Annotated in this window: 16 protein-coding genes; 7 read left to right on the plus strand and 9 right to left on the minus strand. The window is 73.6% G+C overall.

What is annotated here, in order from left to right:
• Window positions 1-30: 30 nt before the first annotated feature.
• Both ACN28F_RS14845 and ACN28F_RS14850 read right to left on the minus strand, forming a co-directional pair.
• Window positions 31-369, minus strand: coding sequence for a hypothetical protein (locus tag ACN28F_RS14845; protein ID WP_421358256.1), 339 nt, complete (start codon window positions 367-369; stop codon window positions 31-33).
• Window positions 366-758, minus strand: coding sequence for a YbaB/EbfC family nucleoid-associated protein (locus tag ACN28F_RS14850; RefSeq protein WP_421358258.1), 393 nt, complete (start codon window positions 756-758; stop codon window positions 366-368). Before ACN28F_RS14850 ends, ACN28F_RS14845 begins: the two co-directional genes overlap by 4 nt.
• A 158-nt stretch (window positions 759-916) precedes the next feature.
• Between ACN28F_RS14850 and mycP the strand changes: the two genes are divergently transcribed.
• Complete coding sequence (mycP, locus tag ACN28F_RS14855) at window positions 917-2,272, plus strand: type VII secretion-associated serine protease mycosin (RefSeq protein ID WP_421358259.1); 1,356 nt, start codon at window positions 917-919, stop codon at window positions 2,270-2,272.
• 44 nt (window positions 2,273-2,316) lie between these two features.
• On the opposite strand, the gene ACN28F_RS14860 is transcribed toward mycP, so the two are convergent.
• From ACN28F_RS14860 to eccB, 3 genes are all read right to left on the minus strand, one after another.
• Complete coding sequence (locus ACN28F_RS14860) at window positions 2,317-2,601, minus strand: WXG100 family type VII secretion target (protein ID WP_289208557.1); 285 nt, start codon at window positions 2,599-2,601, stop codon at window positions 2,317-2,319.
• Between the two features lie 14 nt (window positions 2,602-2,615).
• A complete protein-coding gene (locus tag ACN28F_RS14865; protein WP_289208558.1) occupies window positions 2,616-2,951 on the minus strand; it encodes a WXG100 family type VII secretion target in 336 nt (111 codons plus the stop codon).
• Window positions 2,952-3,128: 177 nt separating this feature from the next.
• Window positions 3,129-4,544, minus strand: a complete 1,416-nt coding sequence (gene eccB, locus ACN28F_RS14870; RefSeq protein WP_421358260.1) for a type VII secretion protein EccB — start codon at window positions 4,542-4,544, stop codon at window positions 3,129-3,131.
• Between the two features lie 120 nt (window positions 4,545-4,664).
• On the opposite strand from eccB, the gene ACN28F_RS14875 reads away from it, so the two are divergent.
• Window positions 4,665-5,441 carry an SUKH-3 domain-containing protein gene (locus ACN28F_RS14875; protein ID WP_421358262.1) on the plus strand — a complete coding sequence of 259 codons (777 nt, stop codon included), beginning with the start codon at window positions 4,665-4,667 and terminating at the stop codon, window positions 5,439-5,441.
• Between the two features lie 66 nt (window positions 5,442-5,507).
• Here ACN28F_RS14875 and eccD read toward each other — a convergent pair whose 3' ends face one another.
• Complete coding sequence (gene eccD, locus ACN28F_RS14880; RefSeq protein ID WP_421358263.1) at window positions 5,508-6,893, minus strand: type VII secretion integral membrane protein EccD; 1,386 nt, start codon at window positions 6,891-6,893, stop codon at window positions 5,508-5,510.
• A gap of 124 nt (window positions 6,894-7,017) precedes the next feature.
• Here eccD and eccCa point away from each other — a divergent pair, with 124 nt between their 5' ends.
• The 5 genes from eccCa (at window position 7,018) to ACN28F_RS14905 (ending at window position 15,262) form a co-directional block, all read left to right on the plus strand.
• On the plus strand, window positions 7,018-10,971 hold the full coding sequence (gene eccCa, locus ACN28F_RS14885) for a type VII secretion protein EccCa (RefSeq protein WP_421358264.1): 3,954 nt from the start codon (window positions 7,018-7,020) through the stop codon (window positions 10,969-10,971).
• 78 nt (window positions 10,972-11,049) lie between these two features.
• A complete protein-coding gene (locus ACN28F_RS14890; RefSeq protein WP_421358266.1) occupies window positions 11,050-11,649 on the plus strand; it encodes a hypothetical protein in 600 nt (199 codons plus the stop codon).
• A 31-nt stretch (window positions 11,650-11,680) separates the two neighbouring features.
• Entirely contained in the window at window positions 11,681-13,354 is a 1,674-nt protein-coding gene (locus ACN28F_RS14895) for a hypothetical protein (RefSeq protein WP_421358268.1), read from the plus strand.
• Between the two features lie 107 nt (window positions 13,355-13,461).
• Entirely contained in the window at window positions 13,462-14,757 is a 1,296-nt protein-coding gene (locus ACN28F_RS14900) for a S8 family serine peptidase (protein WP_421358270.1), read from the plus strand.
• 58 nt (window positions 14,758-14,815) lie between these two features.
• Window positions 14,816-15,262, plus strand: a complete 447-nt coding sequence (locus tag ACN28F_RS14905) for a hypothetical protein (protein ID WP_421358272.1) — start codon at window positions 14,816-14,818, stop codon at window positions 15,260-15,262.
• An 18-nt stretch (window positions 15,263-15,280) separates the two neighbouring features.
• Here the strand turns inward: ACN28F_RS14905 and ACN28F_RS14910 are convergent, their stop codons facing one another.
• The 3 genes from ACN28F_RS14910 to ACN28F_RS14920 are packed head-to-tail and all read right to left on the minus strand — an operon-like array spanning window position 15,281 to window position 17,324.
• Window positions 15,281-16,426, minus strand: coding sequence for an SseB family protein (locus ACN28F_RS14910; RefSeq protein WP_421358274.1), 1,146 nt, complete (start codon window positions 16,424-16,426; stop codon window positions 15,281-15,283).
• Complete coding sequence (locus ACN28F_RS14915; protein WP_421358276.1) at window positions 16,423-16,938, minus strand: SUKH-3 domain-containing protein; 516 nt, start codon at window positions 16,936-16,938, stop codon at window positions 16,423-16,425. The genes ACN28F_RS14910 and ACN28F_RS14915 overlap by 4 nt, the downstream gene beginning before the upstream one ends.
• Window positions 16,935-17,324: a YwqJ-related putative deaminase gene (locus ACN28F_RS14920; RefSeq protein ID WP_421358277.1), complete on the minus strand. Its 390-nt coding sequence runs from the start codon at window positions 17,322-17,324 to the stop codon at window positions 16,935-16,937. Before ACN28F_RS14920 ends, ACN28F_RS14915 begins: the two co-directional genes overlap by 4 nt.
• Between the last annotated feature and the right edge of the window lie 12 nt (window positions 17,325-17,336).

Genomic DNA, 17,336 nt, shown 5'->3' on the forward strand with positions numbered 1-17,336 from the left:
CACGACGTGGGCCTTCCGACAGCTGCCGGGTCACTTGCCGCCGAAGCTGGTGGACACCGCGTCGTCGTCGTCGACGGTGCCGTCGACGGAGGAGACGATCCGCACGCCGACGTCGTCGATCGCGGCGATCAGCTCGTCGCCGGCGTCGAGGGTGACCGCGGCCGGGGCCTCGTCGCCGCCGTCCAGGTAGTGCTCGTTGAAGGCCCGGCCGGCTTCGTCGTCACCCCAGGGCCGGGCGGCGTTTAGGCCACGGATGGTGGTGGTCAGCCGGGTCCACTCCCCGGAGAGCCGCTCGACGGCACCGCCGAGCACGGCCCCGGCCGGTCGCACCAGGTCCGGGTCGACGAAGGTCTGCTGTGGTTCGGTCACCTGCGGTCACCTCCGGGCAGGTCGGCGTCGAGCTGGCGGAAGATGCCGTCCAGGTCGGCGTCCATGTGCGCCTGGAACTGCGCGTCCGGCACGAGCGGCCGGCAGATTCGCTCCACCTCGGCCATCGCCTGGTCGGCGGCGGTCCGGATGGTGTCGGTGATGGTGGCGGCGAGCTGTGACGCGTTCGGCTGCCGGTAGATGCGCGGATCCAGCTCCACCTTGGTCACCTGGCCGCGCGGCCCGACGGTCACCGTGACGAGGCCGTCGTCAGAGGTCACCGTCGCCGACACGGCGCGCAACTGCTGCTGTACGTCGCCGACACCCGCGCGCATTCGGTCGAACTGCGCCATGAGCTCGTCCGCGCGGGCCCGCAGCCCCTGCAGGTCCATGGTGTCCTCCCCGTCGCCGCGTCACCGGGGCACGACCGTACCGGCCGGGCACGGCTTCGTCCTGACGATACTGAATGTGTGCCAGTCGCACGAGCCCGCTCGGCCCGGCCGGCTCGGTACGATGCCCGCACCCCACCGGCTCGTCAGGAGGTCGACGGATGCGCTCACCGGCGTCGCCCCGGGCCCGGTTGCGGACCACGTCCTGGGCCGGGCTGTTGGCTGCGGCCGTCACCGTGCTCGTCACGGCGGCCGCACCGGGGGCACCGGCCGCCGCCGCGCCCGGCAGCTGCCGTAACCCGGCGCAGCCCGGTCCGGTGATCCCGCAGCTGTCGTGGCATCAGCGGTGGCTGGCGCCGCAGCGGATCTGGCCGGTCACCGACGGGTCCGGCGTCCGGGTGGCGGTGATCGACTCCGGGGTGGACGACGACCATCCGCAGCTGGCCGGCCGGGTGGCCGACGGCACCGACCTGCTCGACGTCGAGGACAGCGGCACCGTCGACTGTGCCTCGCACGGCACCGCCGTGGCCAGCCTGATCGCGGCCACCCGCCGCGACGGGGTCGGCTTCCACGGGCTGGCACCCGGGGTGACGATCGTGCCGGTGCGGGTCACCGAGCGGGTACAGGCCGCCGAGGAGGGCCCTGGTTCGCCCGGTGCCCGGCTCGCCGAGGCGATCGACGTCGCGGTGGCGGCCGGCGCCGACGTGATCAACATGTCGTTGACGATGTACCGGGCCGACGAGGCGGTACGTGCGGCGGTGGAGCGGGCCCGCCGGGCCGACGTCGTCCTGGTCGCCGCCGCCGGCAACAACCATCAGCGCGGCGAGGTGCCCGATCCGACGCCGTACCCGGCGGGCTTCGACGGGGTGATCGGCGTCGGGGCGATCGACGAAACCGGCGTACGGCTGGCGGACTCGCAGGTCGGCGGGTACGTCGACCTGGTCGCACCGGGTGGGGCGGTCGTCGCGGCGAGCCGGGTCTCCGGGCACGAGGTGCTCAGCGGCACCAGCTACGCCACCCCGATGGTCAGCGCGGCGGCGGCGCTGCTGCGCGCCGCCGAGCCGCAGTTGTCGGCGGCGGAGGTGACCCGCCGGTTGCTCGCCACCGCCGACCCGGCGGCCGGCAGCCACGCCGACGGCTACGGCCACGGGGTGGTCAACCCGTACCGGGCGATCACCGAGCAGCTCAGCGCGGCCGAGCCGGTGGCCGTGCCGGCGTTGCCGGCGGTCACCGAGGATCCGGCGGCAGTGGCCCGCGCGCAGCGGTGGCGGTCACTGGGGCTGGTCGCGGTGACGGTGGCAGCCGCTGTGGCGATGATCGCGGCGGGGATCGTCGTGGCGGTCACCGCGCTGCCGTACGGGCGGCGTCGACGCTGGCGGCCGACCCGGTGGGCCGACGCACCGCCGGGCGGGGCACCCGCCACCAGCGGTGCCGGTGGCGCCGCCCGCGCAGGCGGGGATCCGGGCGCGGACCCGCAGGAGACGTTCTTCGTGGTGCCGGGCACCCGAATCCGGTGACCGGGGCCGGGCGCGCAAGGGGTCCGGCCCGGTCACCGTACGGGTCACTCGAACTTGGCGCGGTTGGCCGCCTCGCGGGCCTGCATCCGGACAGCCGCCTCACGCAACGCCTTCTCGATCCGGGTGAGCAGGTCGTTGAGGTCGGTCGCCGCCGACTCCCACTCGGTCTGCCGGGCCAGGTACGCGGTCTGCGCGGAGCCTTCCCAGGTGGCCACCAGCGGCTGAATGCCGGTCTTGAGCCCGTCGAGCTCGGCCATCATGTTCTTGGCCGCCGCGCCGCAGTTGTCGGCGGCACCGTTCAACGCGGCGAAGTCGTAGCGAATATCCATCTCGGTCCCCCCGGTCAGAGCTTCAGCGCGGCGGTGATCTGACCGGCGGAGGCGCCGGCCGAATCCATCTCGGACTTGATCTCTTCGTCGCTGACTTCGTAGTCCTTACCGGCCGAGCCGACGGCTTCTGCGATCGACCGCAACGCGACGTTCAGCCGCGCCATGTCCTGGTCGAACGACTCGCGCACCTGCTGGAACGAGCCGGCACCGATGCCCTTCCACTGGTCGTAGAGAGGCATGAGCTGATCCATCAGCCGATTCAGGTTCGAGGTCAGCCGGTCCGCGACGCCGTCGACGTCCTTCTCGGTCTGGACCATCAGACCGGTATTGGTGTTCATCCCGCCGCTCATGGTGGAGTTTCACCCCGTCCTCTGGTGCGATGCCCCGAATTCGAAGGGGCGGTGCCGCATGGTGCGCCGACGCACCATCTGTCAACGGAAACGGTAGTTGCTGATGTCCAGTGGCGCCAGACCGTTGCCGCCCGTCCGACACTCACCGTACCGGAATTGAAGATCCACTGTAGTGGCTCAGGCCGGCTGCTTCGCCGCGACCGGATCCAGGGTCGGCCCGGCCGGCAGCCGCACCACCAGGCTGGTCGGCAACCGCACCGGCGCCGCCTGCGGATAGCCGAGCATCGCGGCCACCGCCCGGTCCGCCAGCGGATACCGGATGCCGAGGTCGGTGACCAGGGTCAGCGTCCCGGCGGGGGCGTCCGGGCTGGGCAGCGCCTCCACCAGCGCACCGTGCCCCGGCGCGATCACCACCAGGTCGGCCAGCGGCACCCCGTCGGCGGTCCGCGACGGCGTGACCAGTGACTGCTCCACCGATTCGACCTGCGCGTCGAGCAGCACCTGCGGCTCGTGGCGGTCCGGGGCGTACCCGGCGCAGACACTCTGCTGGCCGTCGGTGAGCCGGACGATCTCCGGCCGACGTTCCGGCGCGGCGGCGGCGGTCTGCGCCGCACGCTCGGCCCGGGGCGCGGCGACCACGGCCGCCGCAGCGGCGGTACGCACCACCGGCTGCTCCCCGTCGTACGCCTCCCGGGTCGCGGGATCGGCCAGCAGCACCTCCGCCTGCAGTTCGGTCAACGGCAGCAGCCGCGCCCGTTCCGCCAGGTAGTACTGCCGGTCGCCGGCCTGGTTCTGCACCGCGTAGATCTCGCCGGTGACCGCGTCCGGCAGCGCCGTCGACGACTCCCCCCGGCCGGCCACCGCCCGGCTGCCGATCGGCTCCCCGGCCGGCAACGCGTTCAGCCACGCACCACCGACCAGCACGATCGGCTCGGACCGCAGGGTCAGCCCCTCCAGGACGATGTCCGGGTCGGCCAGCTCGTGCCGCTGGTCGCGCCAGATCAGGTGCAACCGGCCGCTGTCGGCGTCACGGACCAGCAGCGCCCCGGCACCGGCGGACCGGCCGCCGACCGGGGGCCGGCCGACCGTCAACACCGTCCGGGTCGTCGCCTCGCCGGCCTGGTCCCGCACCACCTGGGAACACAGCGTCCAGCCGCCGGTCAGCAGCCGGTCCGCCGCAGGCAGGGCGTCCGGGGCGTCCGGGATGCCGATCCGCGCCCCGCGCGGCGCCACGTCCAGCGAGTTGCGGGAGACCCGGGTCAGCGGCGCGAAGCGTTCCAACGCCAGCAGCGCCGACGTGTAGTTCACCACCGGGTGCAGGTGGCCGTCGCGGTAGAGGTACCGGGTGCCGGTCTCCTTCTCCTGGATCACCGCGTCGCCGTCCTGCCAGCCGGTCGCTCCACCGGGGACGACGAAGCCGAAGATGCCGACCGCGCCGAGGCAGAGCACGGCGACCATGATCCCACCCAGACCCGCCGCGCCGAGCCGGCCGAACGGTGCCGCGACCGGATCCGGATCCCGGGCGACCAGCGCGGACGTCATCCGCTGGACGAAGAACTGGTACGACTGGACCTGGTCGCGCCGCGACGGCATCCCTGGCCACCTCCCGACCGCCGGTGCCGCGTATCCCCACCACGCAGCGTGCTGCCTACCATAGGCTCCGGCTACCACGACGTACCCCGGGGTCCGACCCCCGGCGGCGAAGGGGCATCGATGATCGGACGCGACGAGGCGCTCGCGCTGGCCCGCGACTGGGCGACGACGCACGGCGCGGACCCGGCGGCCGAGATCGGCCTGTACGAGTTCGACCAGGGGTACGTGGCCTGGCTGGTCCCGACCGGGGACACCGGCAGCCACGACCGCGCCGAACCGGCGGGGCCACCCGCGCCGCCGGCGACCAGCGGGTCGGCGCGCATCGTCGTCGACCGGCAGTCCGGCGTGGTCAGCCAGTGGCCGCCGCTTCCGGTGGCGACCGTCGCCGCCCGGTACGCCGCCGAACGCTCCGCCGACCACCGGTTCCCGCCGGACGTGCACCACGTGCTGACCGCCGCCGGCTGGTTCGCCGGCCGTGACGTCACCGCGATGGTCGACCAGTGGGCGACCCGGTGGGCCGGTGAACTCGACGGCCTGGTGATGAGCCCGGCCGCGCGGGCCGCCCTGGTCGAGTTCGGCGGCCTGACGGTGCCGCAGTTCGGCAGCGACGGTACGGCCGACGCCGGCTTCCCGACGTTCCTGCACCCGGTGCGCAGCGGACTGGTCACCGAGGAGGCCCGGGTCTTCGTCGACGAGTACGACCACCCGGTGTTCCCGCTCGGCGGCAACTCCGACGGGCCGTCGGAGCTGGTCGTCGACGCCGCCGGCCGGGTGTTCCTGCTGCACTGGGCCGGCTACCAGTTCGTCGCCGGCAGCGTCGACACGGCGTTGACCCGGCTGATCCGGGGCGGGCCGTTTCCGCCGCTGCGGCCCGACCAGCTGTCGCCGCAGGACTGACGGTCAGCCGTCGGCCAGGGACGGCAGTGGCCGGTCAGCCGTCGGCCAGGGGACGGCGGTGGCCGGTCAGCCGTTGATCGCCCGCATGAAGCCGTAGAGGCCGAGCACGGCGCAGGCCACCGGCACCACCGCCAGCTGCAGCACCACGTCGAGCCCGTCACCGAGGCGGGCCAACCGGGGTGCCGGCGGCCGCCGGCTGTAGACCATCCCGGCCGCCACCACCAGGGCCACCACCAGCAGCACCGCCGGCAGCAGCGCGACCCGTACCCCGGTCGGCACGTCGGCCGCGCCGACCAGCACCAGCAGGGCGACGCCGGCCAGCCCGCCGACCAGCAGCGGCACCCGGTGCCGGACGGTCGGCACCAGCCGGGCCCGCAGCAGGAAACCCGCGGCCACCACCGCGACCAGCAGCAACGCGCCGACCGACGCCGCGTCGGTGAGCACCGCCAGGGCGGCGGTGGCGGTCGCCGCCGCACCGAACATCAACCCGGTCAGCACCTCGTCGGCGCGCGCCGTCGCCTGGTAGATCTGCGCCCGGTCCGGCTGCGGATCGTCGCGGACCAGGTCCTCCGGGGTACGCGGCAACGACGGCATCGGCAGCTTGCCGGCCCGTACCGAGATCAGCGGCATCGCCGGCAGCAGCAACGTGACCAGGCTGACCACGACGGCCGCGGCCTTCGGCGCGTCCAGCGGGCCGACCGCCAGGGCCGCGCCGAGCACCCCGCCGACGCCGGTGAACATGGCCGCGACGAACACCCGGCCGGCGTCGCCGACGGCGAGCATGCCGAGCAGGCCGGTCAACGCCAGCGCCGCCGCACCGGCCAGCACGTGCGGCGCCCCCAGCGCGGTGATCCGGGCACCGTCGGCCAACGCCACCGCGCCACCGAGGAACGCGTACGGCAGGGCCACCGCCGTCAGCACCGCGCCGGCCAGTGAATCGGCCATCGCCCGGGACAGCACCGTGCCGACGGCGACCAGGACGGCGGCCGTACCGAGCAGGGCCAGCCCGACGAGCAGCCCGACCTCGCCGGCGGTCACCACCGCGACCAGGGCCAGCAGCAGCAGTACGGCGGTGACCAGCAGCCCGGTCGCCCGGGTCGCGCCCGGGGTCCACGGCCGGCCCCGGCGGCGGGCACCGGCCGCGACCGCCTCCATCAGGTCGTCGTAGGCCAGCTCCGGCCAGTCGGTCCGGCGGGGCAGCAGGTGCAGGGTCTCGCCGTCGCGGACCTGCTGGGCGGCGAGGGTACGGGTCAGGTCGAGAGTGGAGCCGTCGGTACGGCGCAGCGCCCAGCCGCCGTCGGCCGTACCGTCGGAAGGGTCCTCTTCGGCGTGGCGCAGCACCGCCGGCAGCAGACCGACCAGCGGAAGGTGCTCGGGCAGGGCCAGATCGATCCGTCGGGTCGGTGCCACGACGGCGATCCGGGCGAGTCCGGTTCCGGCCTGGGTGACCACTGCTGACTCCTCGTCGATGCCGCGGGCTGTCCTGACTCGAGAAGGCTACCTACCATGTGCCGGTGCCATCGGTGCCGGTAGTGCGACGGCAGCCGGGTGTGACGACGACGGGGAGGGTCGATCCGTGGGTACGGTCGTGATTCGGCGTCCGACGCGCCAGCCGGAGCCGGAGTACCCGTCCGGGGAGGTGCTGCTCGACGCGCCACCGGAGCTGCCGGCCCCGACCGGCCGGTCCTGGGGGCAGCTGATGATGCTGCTGCCGATGCTGGCCGGCTCGGTGGCGATGGCCCTGATGTACGCCGGCCGGGGCGGTTCGACGCTGAGCTACGTCGCCGGTGGCCTGTTCGGACTCTCCGCGCTCGGCATGCTCGCCTCCCAACTGACCGGCCAGGCCGGCGGGCCGAGCAAACAGGAGATGGCGCAGCGCCGCCGCGAGTACATGGCGCACCTGTCGCGGCAACGCCGCCGGGTGCTGCGGACCGTCCGCCAGCAGCGGGAGGCCGCGTTCTACCGGCACCCCGACCCGCAGGCGCTGTGGTCGGTGCCGGTCGGCCCCCGGCTGTGGGAGCGCCGTCGTGGTGACGCCGACTTCGCCACCGTACGGGTGGGTCTGGGGCCGCAGGAGCTGGCGACGCCGCTGGTCCCGCCGCCGCCGACGGCGCTGGAGAAGCTGGAGCCGATGTGCGCGCTGGCGCTGCGCCGCTTCCTCACCACCTACGCCTCGGTGCCGGACCTGCCGGTCGACATGGCGTTGCGCGGCTTCGCCCGGGTGCACCTGCGCGGCGACGCCGACGCCGCCCGCAGCCTGGTACGGGCGGTGATCTGCCAGGCCGCCGCGTTCCACGCCCCGGACGACGTGCTGGTGGCGGTCTGCGCGGCACCGGCCCGGCGGGACCAGTGGGAGTGGACCAAGTGGCTGCCGCACGCGCTGCACCCGACCCGTACCGACGCGATGGGGGCGTTGCGGCTGGTGTCACCGACGGTGACCGGGCTGGAGGCGATGCTCGACGACGTGCTGGCCAACCGGCCCCGGTTCAACGTCTCCGGTGGCGGTACGGCCGCACCCGGCCCGCACCTGCTGGTCGTCATCGACGGCGGCGACCCGGCCGGGTCCGACCACCTGATGACCGAGGGCGGGGTCGAAGGGGTGACGATCCTCGACCTGTCCGAGCCGCCGCCGCGCGTACTGGACCGGGCGCGGCTGCTGCTGGAGCTGGCCGCCGACGGGGCGATGACCAGCGTGACCCTGGACGGGCGGGTCGCGATCGGCACCGCCGACAGCTGCGCCGTCGCCGAGGCCGAGGCGTTGGCGATGCAACTGGCGCCGCTGCGGCTGTCCGCCGCGTCCCGGGGCGAACAGCCGCTGCACCAGGAGCAGGACCTGGCCGACCTGCTCGACCTGGGAGACCCGTACGAGTTCGACGTGGACCGGGCCTGGACGCCCCGGCCCAACCGGGACCGGCTGCGGGTGCCGCTCGGGCTGACCCCCGACGGTACGCCGGTCGAGCTGGACCTGAAGGAGTCCGCGCAGGACGGGATGGGCCCGCACGGCCTGCTGATCGGCGCGACCGGTTCCGGCAAGTCGGAGCTGCTGCGGACGCTGGTGCTGGCCCTGGCCGCCACGCACTCGTCGGAGACGTTGAACTTCGTACTGATCGACTTCAAGGGTGGTGCGACGTTCACCCGGCTGGACAAACTGCCACACACCAGCGCGGTGATCACGAACCTCTCCGACGAGCTGCCGCTGGTCGACCGGATGACCGACGCCATCAACGGCGAACTGGTCCGCCGCCAGGAGCTGCTCCGCTCGGCCGGCAACTACGCCTCGCAGCGCGACTACGAGAAGGCGCGGGCGGCCGGCGCGCCACTGGACCCGATGCCGGCGCTGCTGATCATCTGTGACGAGTTCTCCGAGCTGCTGACCGCCAAACCCGACTTCATCGACATGTTCGTCCAGATCGGACGCGTCGGCCGGTCGTTGAGCGTGCACCTGCTGCTCGCCTCACAGCGGCTCGAGGAGGGCCGGCTACGCGGCCTGGACACCCACCTGTCGTACCGGATCGGCCTGCGGACCTTCTCCGCCATGGAGAGCCGGGTCGTCCTCGGCGCCACCGACGCCTACGAACTGCCCCGCTCCCCCGGCCACGGCTACCTGCGCTTCGGCACCGAACCGCTGGTCCGGTTCCGGGCCGCGTACGTCTCCGGCACGTACCGCAGCAAAACCGCCGAAGCGGTCGCCGCCGGCGACGGCGACGACCGCGTCCAGGAATACACCACCCAGTACGTCGCACCCCGGCTGCCCACCGCCGCCCGTACCCCCGAACCCGAACCGACCGACGCCACCGGCGAAAGCCTGCTCGACATCCTGGTCGGCCGGCTCGCCGGCCGGGGCAAACCGGCCCACCAGGTGTGGCTGCCGCCGCTCGGCGACCCGATGACCCTCGACCAGCTGCTCTCCCCGCTGGCCGCCGACCCGGAACGCGGCCTCACCGCCGCCAGCCCCGCCCTGCAGGGCGAACTACGGGCCGCCGTCGGCGTCATCGACAAACCGTTCGAACAGCGCCGCGACGTCCTCTGGCTGGAACTGGCCGGATCCGCCGGACACGCCGTCATCGTCGGCGGCCCACAGAGCGGCAAGAGCACCCTGCTGCGGACCGTCGTGTCCGCCCTCGCCCTCACCCACACCCCGCGCGAAGTGCAGATCTACTGCCTCGACCTGGGCAGCGGGGCACTCACCGCACTGCGCGACCTGCCGCACGTCGGCGGCGTCGCCACCCGGCTCGACGCCGGCCAGGTCCGCCGGACCATCGCCGAACTGCGGCTGCTGATGGCCCAGCGGGAACGCCGCTTCGCCGAACGCCGCATCGACTCGATGGCCACCTACCGGCGGGAACGCCGCCACGGCGGACACACCGACGACCCGTTCGGAGACGTGTTCCTGGTCATCGACGGGTGGGCCGCCGTACGGGGCGAGTTCGAGGACCTGGAACCGGCGATCACCGACATCGCCAACCGGGGACTGTCGTTCGGCGTACACCTGGTGATCACCGCGAGCCGGTGGATGGACCTGCGGCCCGCCGTACGGGACGTCTTCGGCACCCGGCTGGAGCTGCGCCTCGCCGACGCCAGCGACTCCCACCTGGACCGACGGGCCGCGATGAACGTGCCGGACAAGGCCCCCGGCCGGGGCATCACCCCCGACGGCATGCAGTTCCTCGCCGCGCTGCCCCGCGCCGACGGCGACGCCGACAGCGAGACCCTCACCGACGGCGCCCGCCGGTTCGTCACCGACATCGCCGCCGCCTGGCAGGGGCCGGGCGCGCCACCGGTACGGCTGCTGCCGGCCGAGGTGCCGTACGACAGCGTGCCCGACACCGGACGACCCGGGGTGCCGATCGCCATCGCCGAGGCCGACCTGCAGCCGGTGCACCTCGACCTCGGCACCGACCCGCACTTCATCGTCTTCGGCGACGGCGAGTCCGGCAAGAGCAGCTTCCTGCGGGCGTTCGCCCGGGGCGTCACCGACCGCAACGACCTGACCCAGGCCCGGCTCATCGTCGTCGACTACCGGCGCAGCCTGCTCGGCGACATCAGCAAGGAACACCAGATCGGGTACGGCACCTCGGCCCAGGTCACCGAGGGCATGATGACCGAAGTGGTCAACGTGATGCGCGACCGGCTACCCCCGGCGGACGTCACCCCCGAACAGCTAAGGGCCCGCAGCTGGTGGCGCGGCCCCGATCTGTACCTGCTGGTCGACGACTACGACCTGGTCGCCGGCGGCGGCGGCAACCCGCTGCTGCCGCTGCTGGAGTTCCTGCCCCAGGCCCGCGACATCGGGCTGCACCTGGTGATCGCCCGACGCAGCGGCGGCGCGAGCCGCGCCCTGTACGAGCCGATCCTGATGCGGCTGCGCGAACTCGGCAGCCCGGGGCTGGTCATGTCCGGCAACCGCGACGAAGGGGTGCTGCTCGGCAACGTCCGGCCGGGCCCGCTGCCCCCGGGCCGGGGCTGGCTGGTCACCAGACGGGAAGGCACTCGCCTCGTCCAGTTGCTACACCTACCGTCCACAACGTGACGGACGGTTCACACCCGTTGCGGTAACGCGATAGTTTTGTCGTTGCCGATGCGTGTACGGCACCCGGGGGAGGAGCACATGGCGGACGACAGTTGGTTGGTCAACGAAACGATCAACGTCGACATCGAGCAGCTCGACGACTTCGCCCAGTGCGTGATGGACGAGTTGCGGCTCAACTTCCAGCCGAGTCTGGAGGGCGGCATCAACCACATGCTCGCCATCCCGGTGCCGTTCGGCGGCTCCGGCCTGTCCGAGGGCCGGTTCTTCCAGGGCCGTCACGACGAGAACCGCAGGGCTGCCACGCTGCTGCTCGGCGAGGTGGCGAAAGGGCTCGCCTCGTTGGCCACCGCCGCAAAGTCGATCTCCGCCGAATACCTCGACGGCGACGCCCTCGCCGCAGCCGACCAGAAGACGATTTTCAACGCTTTCGTAGCGGTCGACGGACAGGACACTCTCAGCGGTCTCTGGCAGGAGCCGGGCAGCGGTATCGAGGACCCCAGCCTGGCGGTCGGCGAGCCGGAGCCGGAGTCCTCCGCATACGCCCCGCAGTCGGCTGAGCCGGGTCTTTCCCTGTACGAGGCGGAGACCGTCGGCGACGGCGACGGCGCGTACGACATCGCGGGCGACGACGAAGACATGCACCACGATGACCTCAAGAGTCCGCCGGCGGACCACTGATCGGCACGGATAGCGGCCTCAAGGAGCGAGGATGTCCGGGGACTACTTCGGTTGGCGGCCGGTGTCGGTGCCGTACCCGTACAGCGGGAACGACTACGTCACCTACGACGCGTCGGATCCGAACCAGCGCTACGAACCCACCGTCTGGGACAAGGAAACGACCACCATCGAGACGATGTGGGGTTGGATCCAGAACGAGAGCGACGAGCGGGTGGTCGCCGTCGCCGAAATGTGGCACCGGATCAGCGTGCTGCTCGAAAGCACCCGCAACAACCTGCAGCGGTACGCGACCGCGCTGGCCGACCGGTGGCAGTCCCCGGCCGGTGAGTACTTCATGCAACGGGTCGGTGCCACCCTCTACTCGCTCGACGAGTGGAAGGAGGCAGCCGACAGCAACCGTCGTGGGCTGGAGCAGTTGGCCACGAAGATCGAGTCCACCCAGCGGGAATTCCGCAGCCTCTGGGAGCAGTACACCGTGGAGGCGGCCGACCCGGACAAGGGTCTGCAGTGGTCCGACACCTACGACTGGATCCCCGGGACCACCGGTCGGACCCGCAAAGACGTGATGGACGACTACTACGAGCGCGCCCGGGACATCATCAAGCCGCTGGCCGACATGTACATCGACGTGTACCTGAGCCACATCACCCGGGGCACCGCTTTCAAGGGCCCGACCGACGCAGCAATTGTCGACCCAGCGTTCACTATGCCGCCCGGTGGTCCCGGGCTTCCGCCGGGTGTTCCGCCCGGTGGGGCACCGGGTGCGCCGCCGACGCGACCCGACGAACTGGCTCGCACAGGCGCACCACCCACCGCCCCGAACGCGCTTCCCGGCGCGCCGCCGCCGGTGGTGCCGGACGGGCTGAACCTGGCCAGCGGCACGGTCGCCCCACCGACCGCCCCGCCCCCGGTGCCCACCCCCGGACCGCCCGGTGCTGGTCCGGCCCCGAGCCCACCTCCTGCCGTGGTGCCGCCCGGCATGACGCCACCCGGCCCGCGCCCCGGCACACCGGGGGTCAACCGGCCGGCTCCGCCGCCCGCCGGTGCCAACCGTCCGAACACCGGTCGGCCACCCGGACCGCCACGGCCGACCCTGCCCGGAGCGGGTGGACCACCGCCGGGGAATCCGGCGTCGCGCGGGCCGGCTCCGAACCGCCCGACGCTGCCGGGCAGCACCGGCCCGGGCACCGGTGGACGGGCGGCTCCCCCGGCCAACCGGCCGACCGGTCGCGGCACCCCGCCGACCGCACCGCAACTGCCGGGCAGCACAGCCGGCCGACCGGCCAAGCCGACCGGCGCGGGTGCCGGCCGACCGGCCACTCCGCCACCCAGTCTCGGCGGGCAACGCCCGCGCCCAGCTGGCGGGTCGACGGCCGGCGCACCCCGGCTGCCCACGCCGCCCGCAACCGGAGCCGCCGGCAAGACGGCGCCGACCGCCCCGCGACTGTCCGGCCGCGCGGCACCGGCCAGCCGCACCGGTGGCACCAAGGCACCCGGTCCGGTGCTCGGCGGTCAGCGCGGTGCCGGCCCGGCGGCGGGCAGCGGTCGCGGCCGCACCGGTCGCACCTCGGAGGAGCCGCAGACCTGGGCCCACGGTGACGGCGACGACGAGCTGTGGGAGACCGAGCGGGCCGGTACCGGCACCATCGACGCCCCGACCGAGCGACCCCCGCAGGAGCAGGGCCGGACCCTGGGCCGGCAGTGACGACAACCGGCGGCCGGGCATCGTCGGGCAAAGGCCCTGGAGCGGTATTATCCGGTCACGGTGTCGGGTCGCTCCGCGACCGCTCGACGGAGAGGAGTGCACCGCCCATGGGTGCCGCCCGGCGTCTGACGGCCCTGGTGGCCGCCACGGTGGTCGGCGCGCTCGGCGCGACCGGGCTGCCCGTCGGCCCGGCCTGGGCCGACGATATCCGGGACCAGTCCTGGCACGTCGAGGCAATGCGACTCGCCGAGGTGCACCAGATCACCCAGGGCGACGGGGTCACCGTCGCCGTCGTCGACACCGGCGTCGACGCCAGTCACCCCGACATCAAGGACAACGTGCTGCCCGGCGCGGATCTGTACGACGGCGACGGCAAGGGCCACGTCGACCGGCGCAACCACGGCACCGGCATGGCCTCGCTGATCGCCGGTCACGGGCACGGGCCGGGTGGCCGCGACGGCGTGCTCGGGGTCGCCCCGAAGGCGAAGATCCTGCCGGTCGCGATCACCAGCCCAACCACCGACGTAATCCCGCCCCGCTCGATCGCACTCGGGATCAACTGGGCGGTCAACAGCGGCGCCGACATCATCAACGTGTCCCTCACCGGCTCCTCGGACCCGACGCTGGAGGAGGCTGTCAAGGACGCCTACCGGCACGGAGTCATCGTCGTCGCCGGTGTCGGGAACCGCCGCGACATCTTCATCGGCGAGCCGGCCCGCAGCGAGTGGACCATCGCGGTGACGAGTAGCGGGCGCGACCGAGGGCTGAGCCCGGAGTCGATCCGGGCAGAGGAAACCACCATCGCCGCGCCCGGAGAGGACATCGTCCGGGCTGAGGTTGGCGGAGGTTACTACACGCAGGACGGCGCCAGTGCTGCCACCGCGTTGGTGTCGGGGGCGTTCGCGCTGCTGAAGTCCAGGTTCCCGGACGAGGACCAGGGCCAGCTCTTCCAACGCCTGGTCGGCACCGCGTACGACGCCGGCCCGCCCGGCAAGGACCTCGACTTCGGCTGGGGCATCCTCGACATTTACGCCGCGCTCACCACCGAGCCGGACGACCGGGCCAGCCCGCAGCCGTCGCCGACCGCGTCACCGGACCCGATCGCGTACCTACCGCCCGAGCCGGGCTACTCGTTCGGCATGGACGAGGCGATCGGCATGCTGATCTTCTTCACCATCCTCGGCACGCTGGTCACCGGGGTCGTCCTCTTGATCCGTTGGCTGCGGCGACGGTCCCGGCGTACGGCGGCCCGGGACGGCCCGGCCGGCGTACCGGAACCGGCTGCGCCGGAGGCCGGCGTACCGCTGCCGCAGCCGGTGACCGCACCAGGGGCGGGACCGGCATCGCAGACACCGCCGACCGGCGAGGATGACGACACGGTCTGGCGACCACCGCCCCGCTGACCTGTTTACATCGCCGTCGACCGGCGATGGAGAGGACGTACCCCCGATGGTGCCCGACGTGTCCGAACCGGCTGCCGCCCCCGCTGCCGCCGCACCCCGGCGGCCGGCGGTCGTCGTCGCGGCGGTGCTGTTGGCGCTCCCGACCGCCGTCCTCTGGCTGGTCGCCGGGGTCGCGATCCTGCGGGTCGGGTTCGGTGCCGAGGGACTCGCGGCGTTCCTCATGTGGATCATCGCGGCGGGGATCTTCGGGATCTGCCTCCTGCTGGTCCTGATGACCCTGGGCGGGATGCGGGTCGTCTGGACCGGCGGCCCGAACATGCTGCAGCTGCCGGCCGGGGCCACGATCGGGCTGGTCCTGGTGATCCCGGGCGTGCTGCTGCTGCTCGGCCGGATCGACTACAACAGGACCATGGTGGCGCCGATGATCGTCGGTGGGTTGGCCGGGCTGGCCCTGATCCTGTTGGAGACCCCGCCGGCCCGCCGCTGGGTGGGGCACCGCCCGTAGCCGCGGCTGGGCCGTTGGCTAGTCCGCCGGCTGGTCCGTTGGCAGCCAGCGGCGCGCCGCCCGGTCGTAGCTGGCCAGGAGTTCGTCACCGCCGTCGTGGTGCAGCACCCGCAGCTGCGCCCCGTCCGGCACCACCAGCGACCGGTGTTGCGGTCCGCCGTCGAGCCAGCTCGGCGGCGTGTCCGGGCCGGGCGTCCAGCGCAGCACCGGCACCCATTCGTCGTCGACGGTGAACGGCGACTCCGGGCCGAGCAGGGCGAGGCGGGCGTACAGCCGTCGGGGGGTGTCCCGGCCGGGGCCGTGCCAGCGGTGCACGACGCCGGCCACCCGGTCGTAGTTGTCCGACACGTACGCCTGCAGGTAGCGGTGCGGGACGACCACCTGCATCCGTACCGGCAGGTCCGGATCCAGGTCCGGATCCTGGTCCGGCGGGTCGGACCCGGACTCGATGGGGCCGGCGGCCGCGCCGGTGACGGTACGGCGTACCTCGTCGAGCCAGCCGCTGACCTCCTGTACCGCCGTGCCCGGCAGGCTCACCGCGAACGGGGTGCCCGGGTCGACGGCGAGGTGCCAGCCCGGGTCTGGCCAGTGCGCGAAGAGTTGCACGCTGCTGGCGGCCACTGTCGCCGGCGGGTCGTCGAGGGCCTGTCGCAGCAGCGCCGGTGAGGTGAAGACCGGCACCGACGGGTTCCCGTCGGCGTCCGGCACGCACCACCAGGGGAAATCCGGGTCGGCCAGCCCTGGCACCACCCCGGTGGCCGGCGGGGCCAGCGGTACGGTGAACTCGGCCCGCAGCAGCGCGGCCATCAGGGCGTCCGGGTCCTCGGCGGCGACGGCGTCCCGCAGCGCCCGCGCCACGTCGCCGGCGGTGCCGCCGCCCACCGTCGACAGCTGGTCGCGCAGTTCGCTGGCGGGCAGCAGCACGGCGGTCGGTGACCCGGGGTCGACGGCCAGGCACCAGCCGTCGGGCAGGTTGGCGGCCACCTCGGCGAACTCCACTGTGACGTACTGGACGGACTGGCCCGGCAGGGCGTCGGCGATGGCCTGCGGCGAGGTGAAGGCGAGCACGTGCGGCGTACCGTCGTGGTCGACGGTGGGCCAGGCGAACGGTGCCCGTCCGGCGGCGGTGTCGTCGGAGACCGGCAGCAGCAGCGGCCCGGTCACCAGGTGCCGTCCTCGGCGACCCGCTGCGGTGCCAGCCCGAGGACGAGTGCGGTGATCGCCTGCGGCACGGACGCGCCCAGGTACCAGTCGCCGCCGTGGTCGAGCACGAACACCCGCTGCCGGGCGTCGACGACGAGGATGCCTCGGCCGTCGCCTTCCACCCCGAGCGGGCTGACCGGCACCCCGAGGGCGTCGCCGAAGGTGGCGAGGGTCGCCACGGTGTGCACCGCCCGCATCGGGTCCAGGTGCAGGGTGCTGGGGGCGACGGCCGTGCCGGGGCCGTCGGGCACCACGTGCAGACCGCCGAAGTCGGCGTACGCCTCGATCGCCGGACCGACGACGGCGTGTTGCCGGCCGTCGCGGCCGACGTGGCCGGCGACCCGCAGCGCCCAGTCCCGGCCGCGCCGGGCGTCCCGGTGGCCCGGCTGCCAGCCGGCCCGGGTCAGGACGGCGAGCACCTCCGGCGAAAACTCGGGCGGAGGCCCTGGCGGGACCTCGTCGGCGGCGGTCACCGCAGCACCTCCACGCCGGCCCAGTCGAGCAGATACTGGCAGGTACGGCAGGGGGCGACGGCGGTGCCGTGGGCCGGGTCGTCGGGCTCCCGGACCAGGGTGAGCCGCAGCCGTGCCCCCCACAGGGCCGCCCGGGCGGCGGCCGGGGACAGCTCGGCCTGGCCGGTGCGCTGCGCGACGGCGTAGAGCCGGTCGGAGAGCAGGACCGGTTCGGCGCACCAGCCGGCGAAGCGTTCCCGCTGGGCCACCGGCACCTCGTGCAGCAGCCGCCGGATCAGCGGGTGCAGCTGCGGGGCGACGTCGCCCCGGACCGACGTGTGGGTGTGGACCTGCCCGTCGACCAGCAGGGCGGCCGCAGCCAGCGGCAGCATCCGGACCTGCGCCACGGCTCTCCTTCC

Origin of the sequence: Solwaraspora sp. WMMA2101 (assembly GCF_049179175.1) — a bacterium.
Classification (GTDB): Bacteria; Actinomycetota; Actinomycetes; order Mycobacteriales; family Micromonosporaceae; genus Micromonospora_E.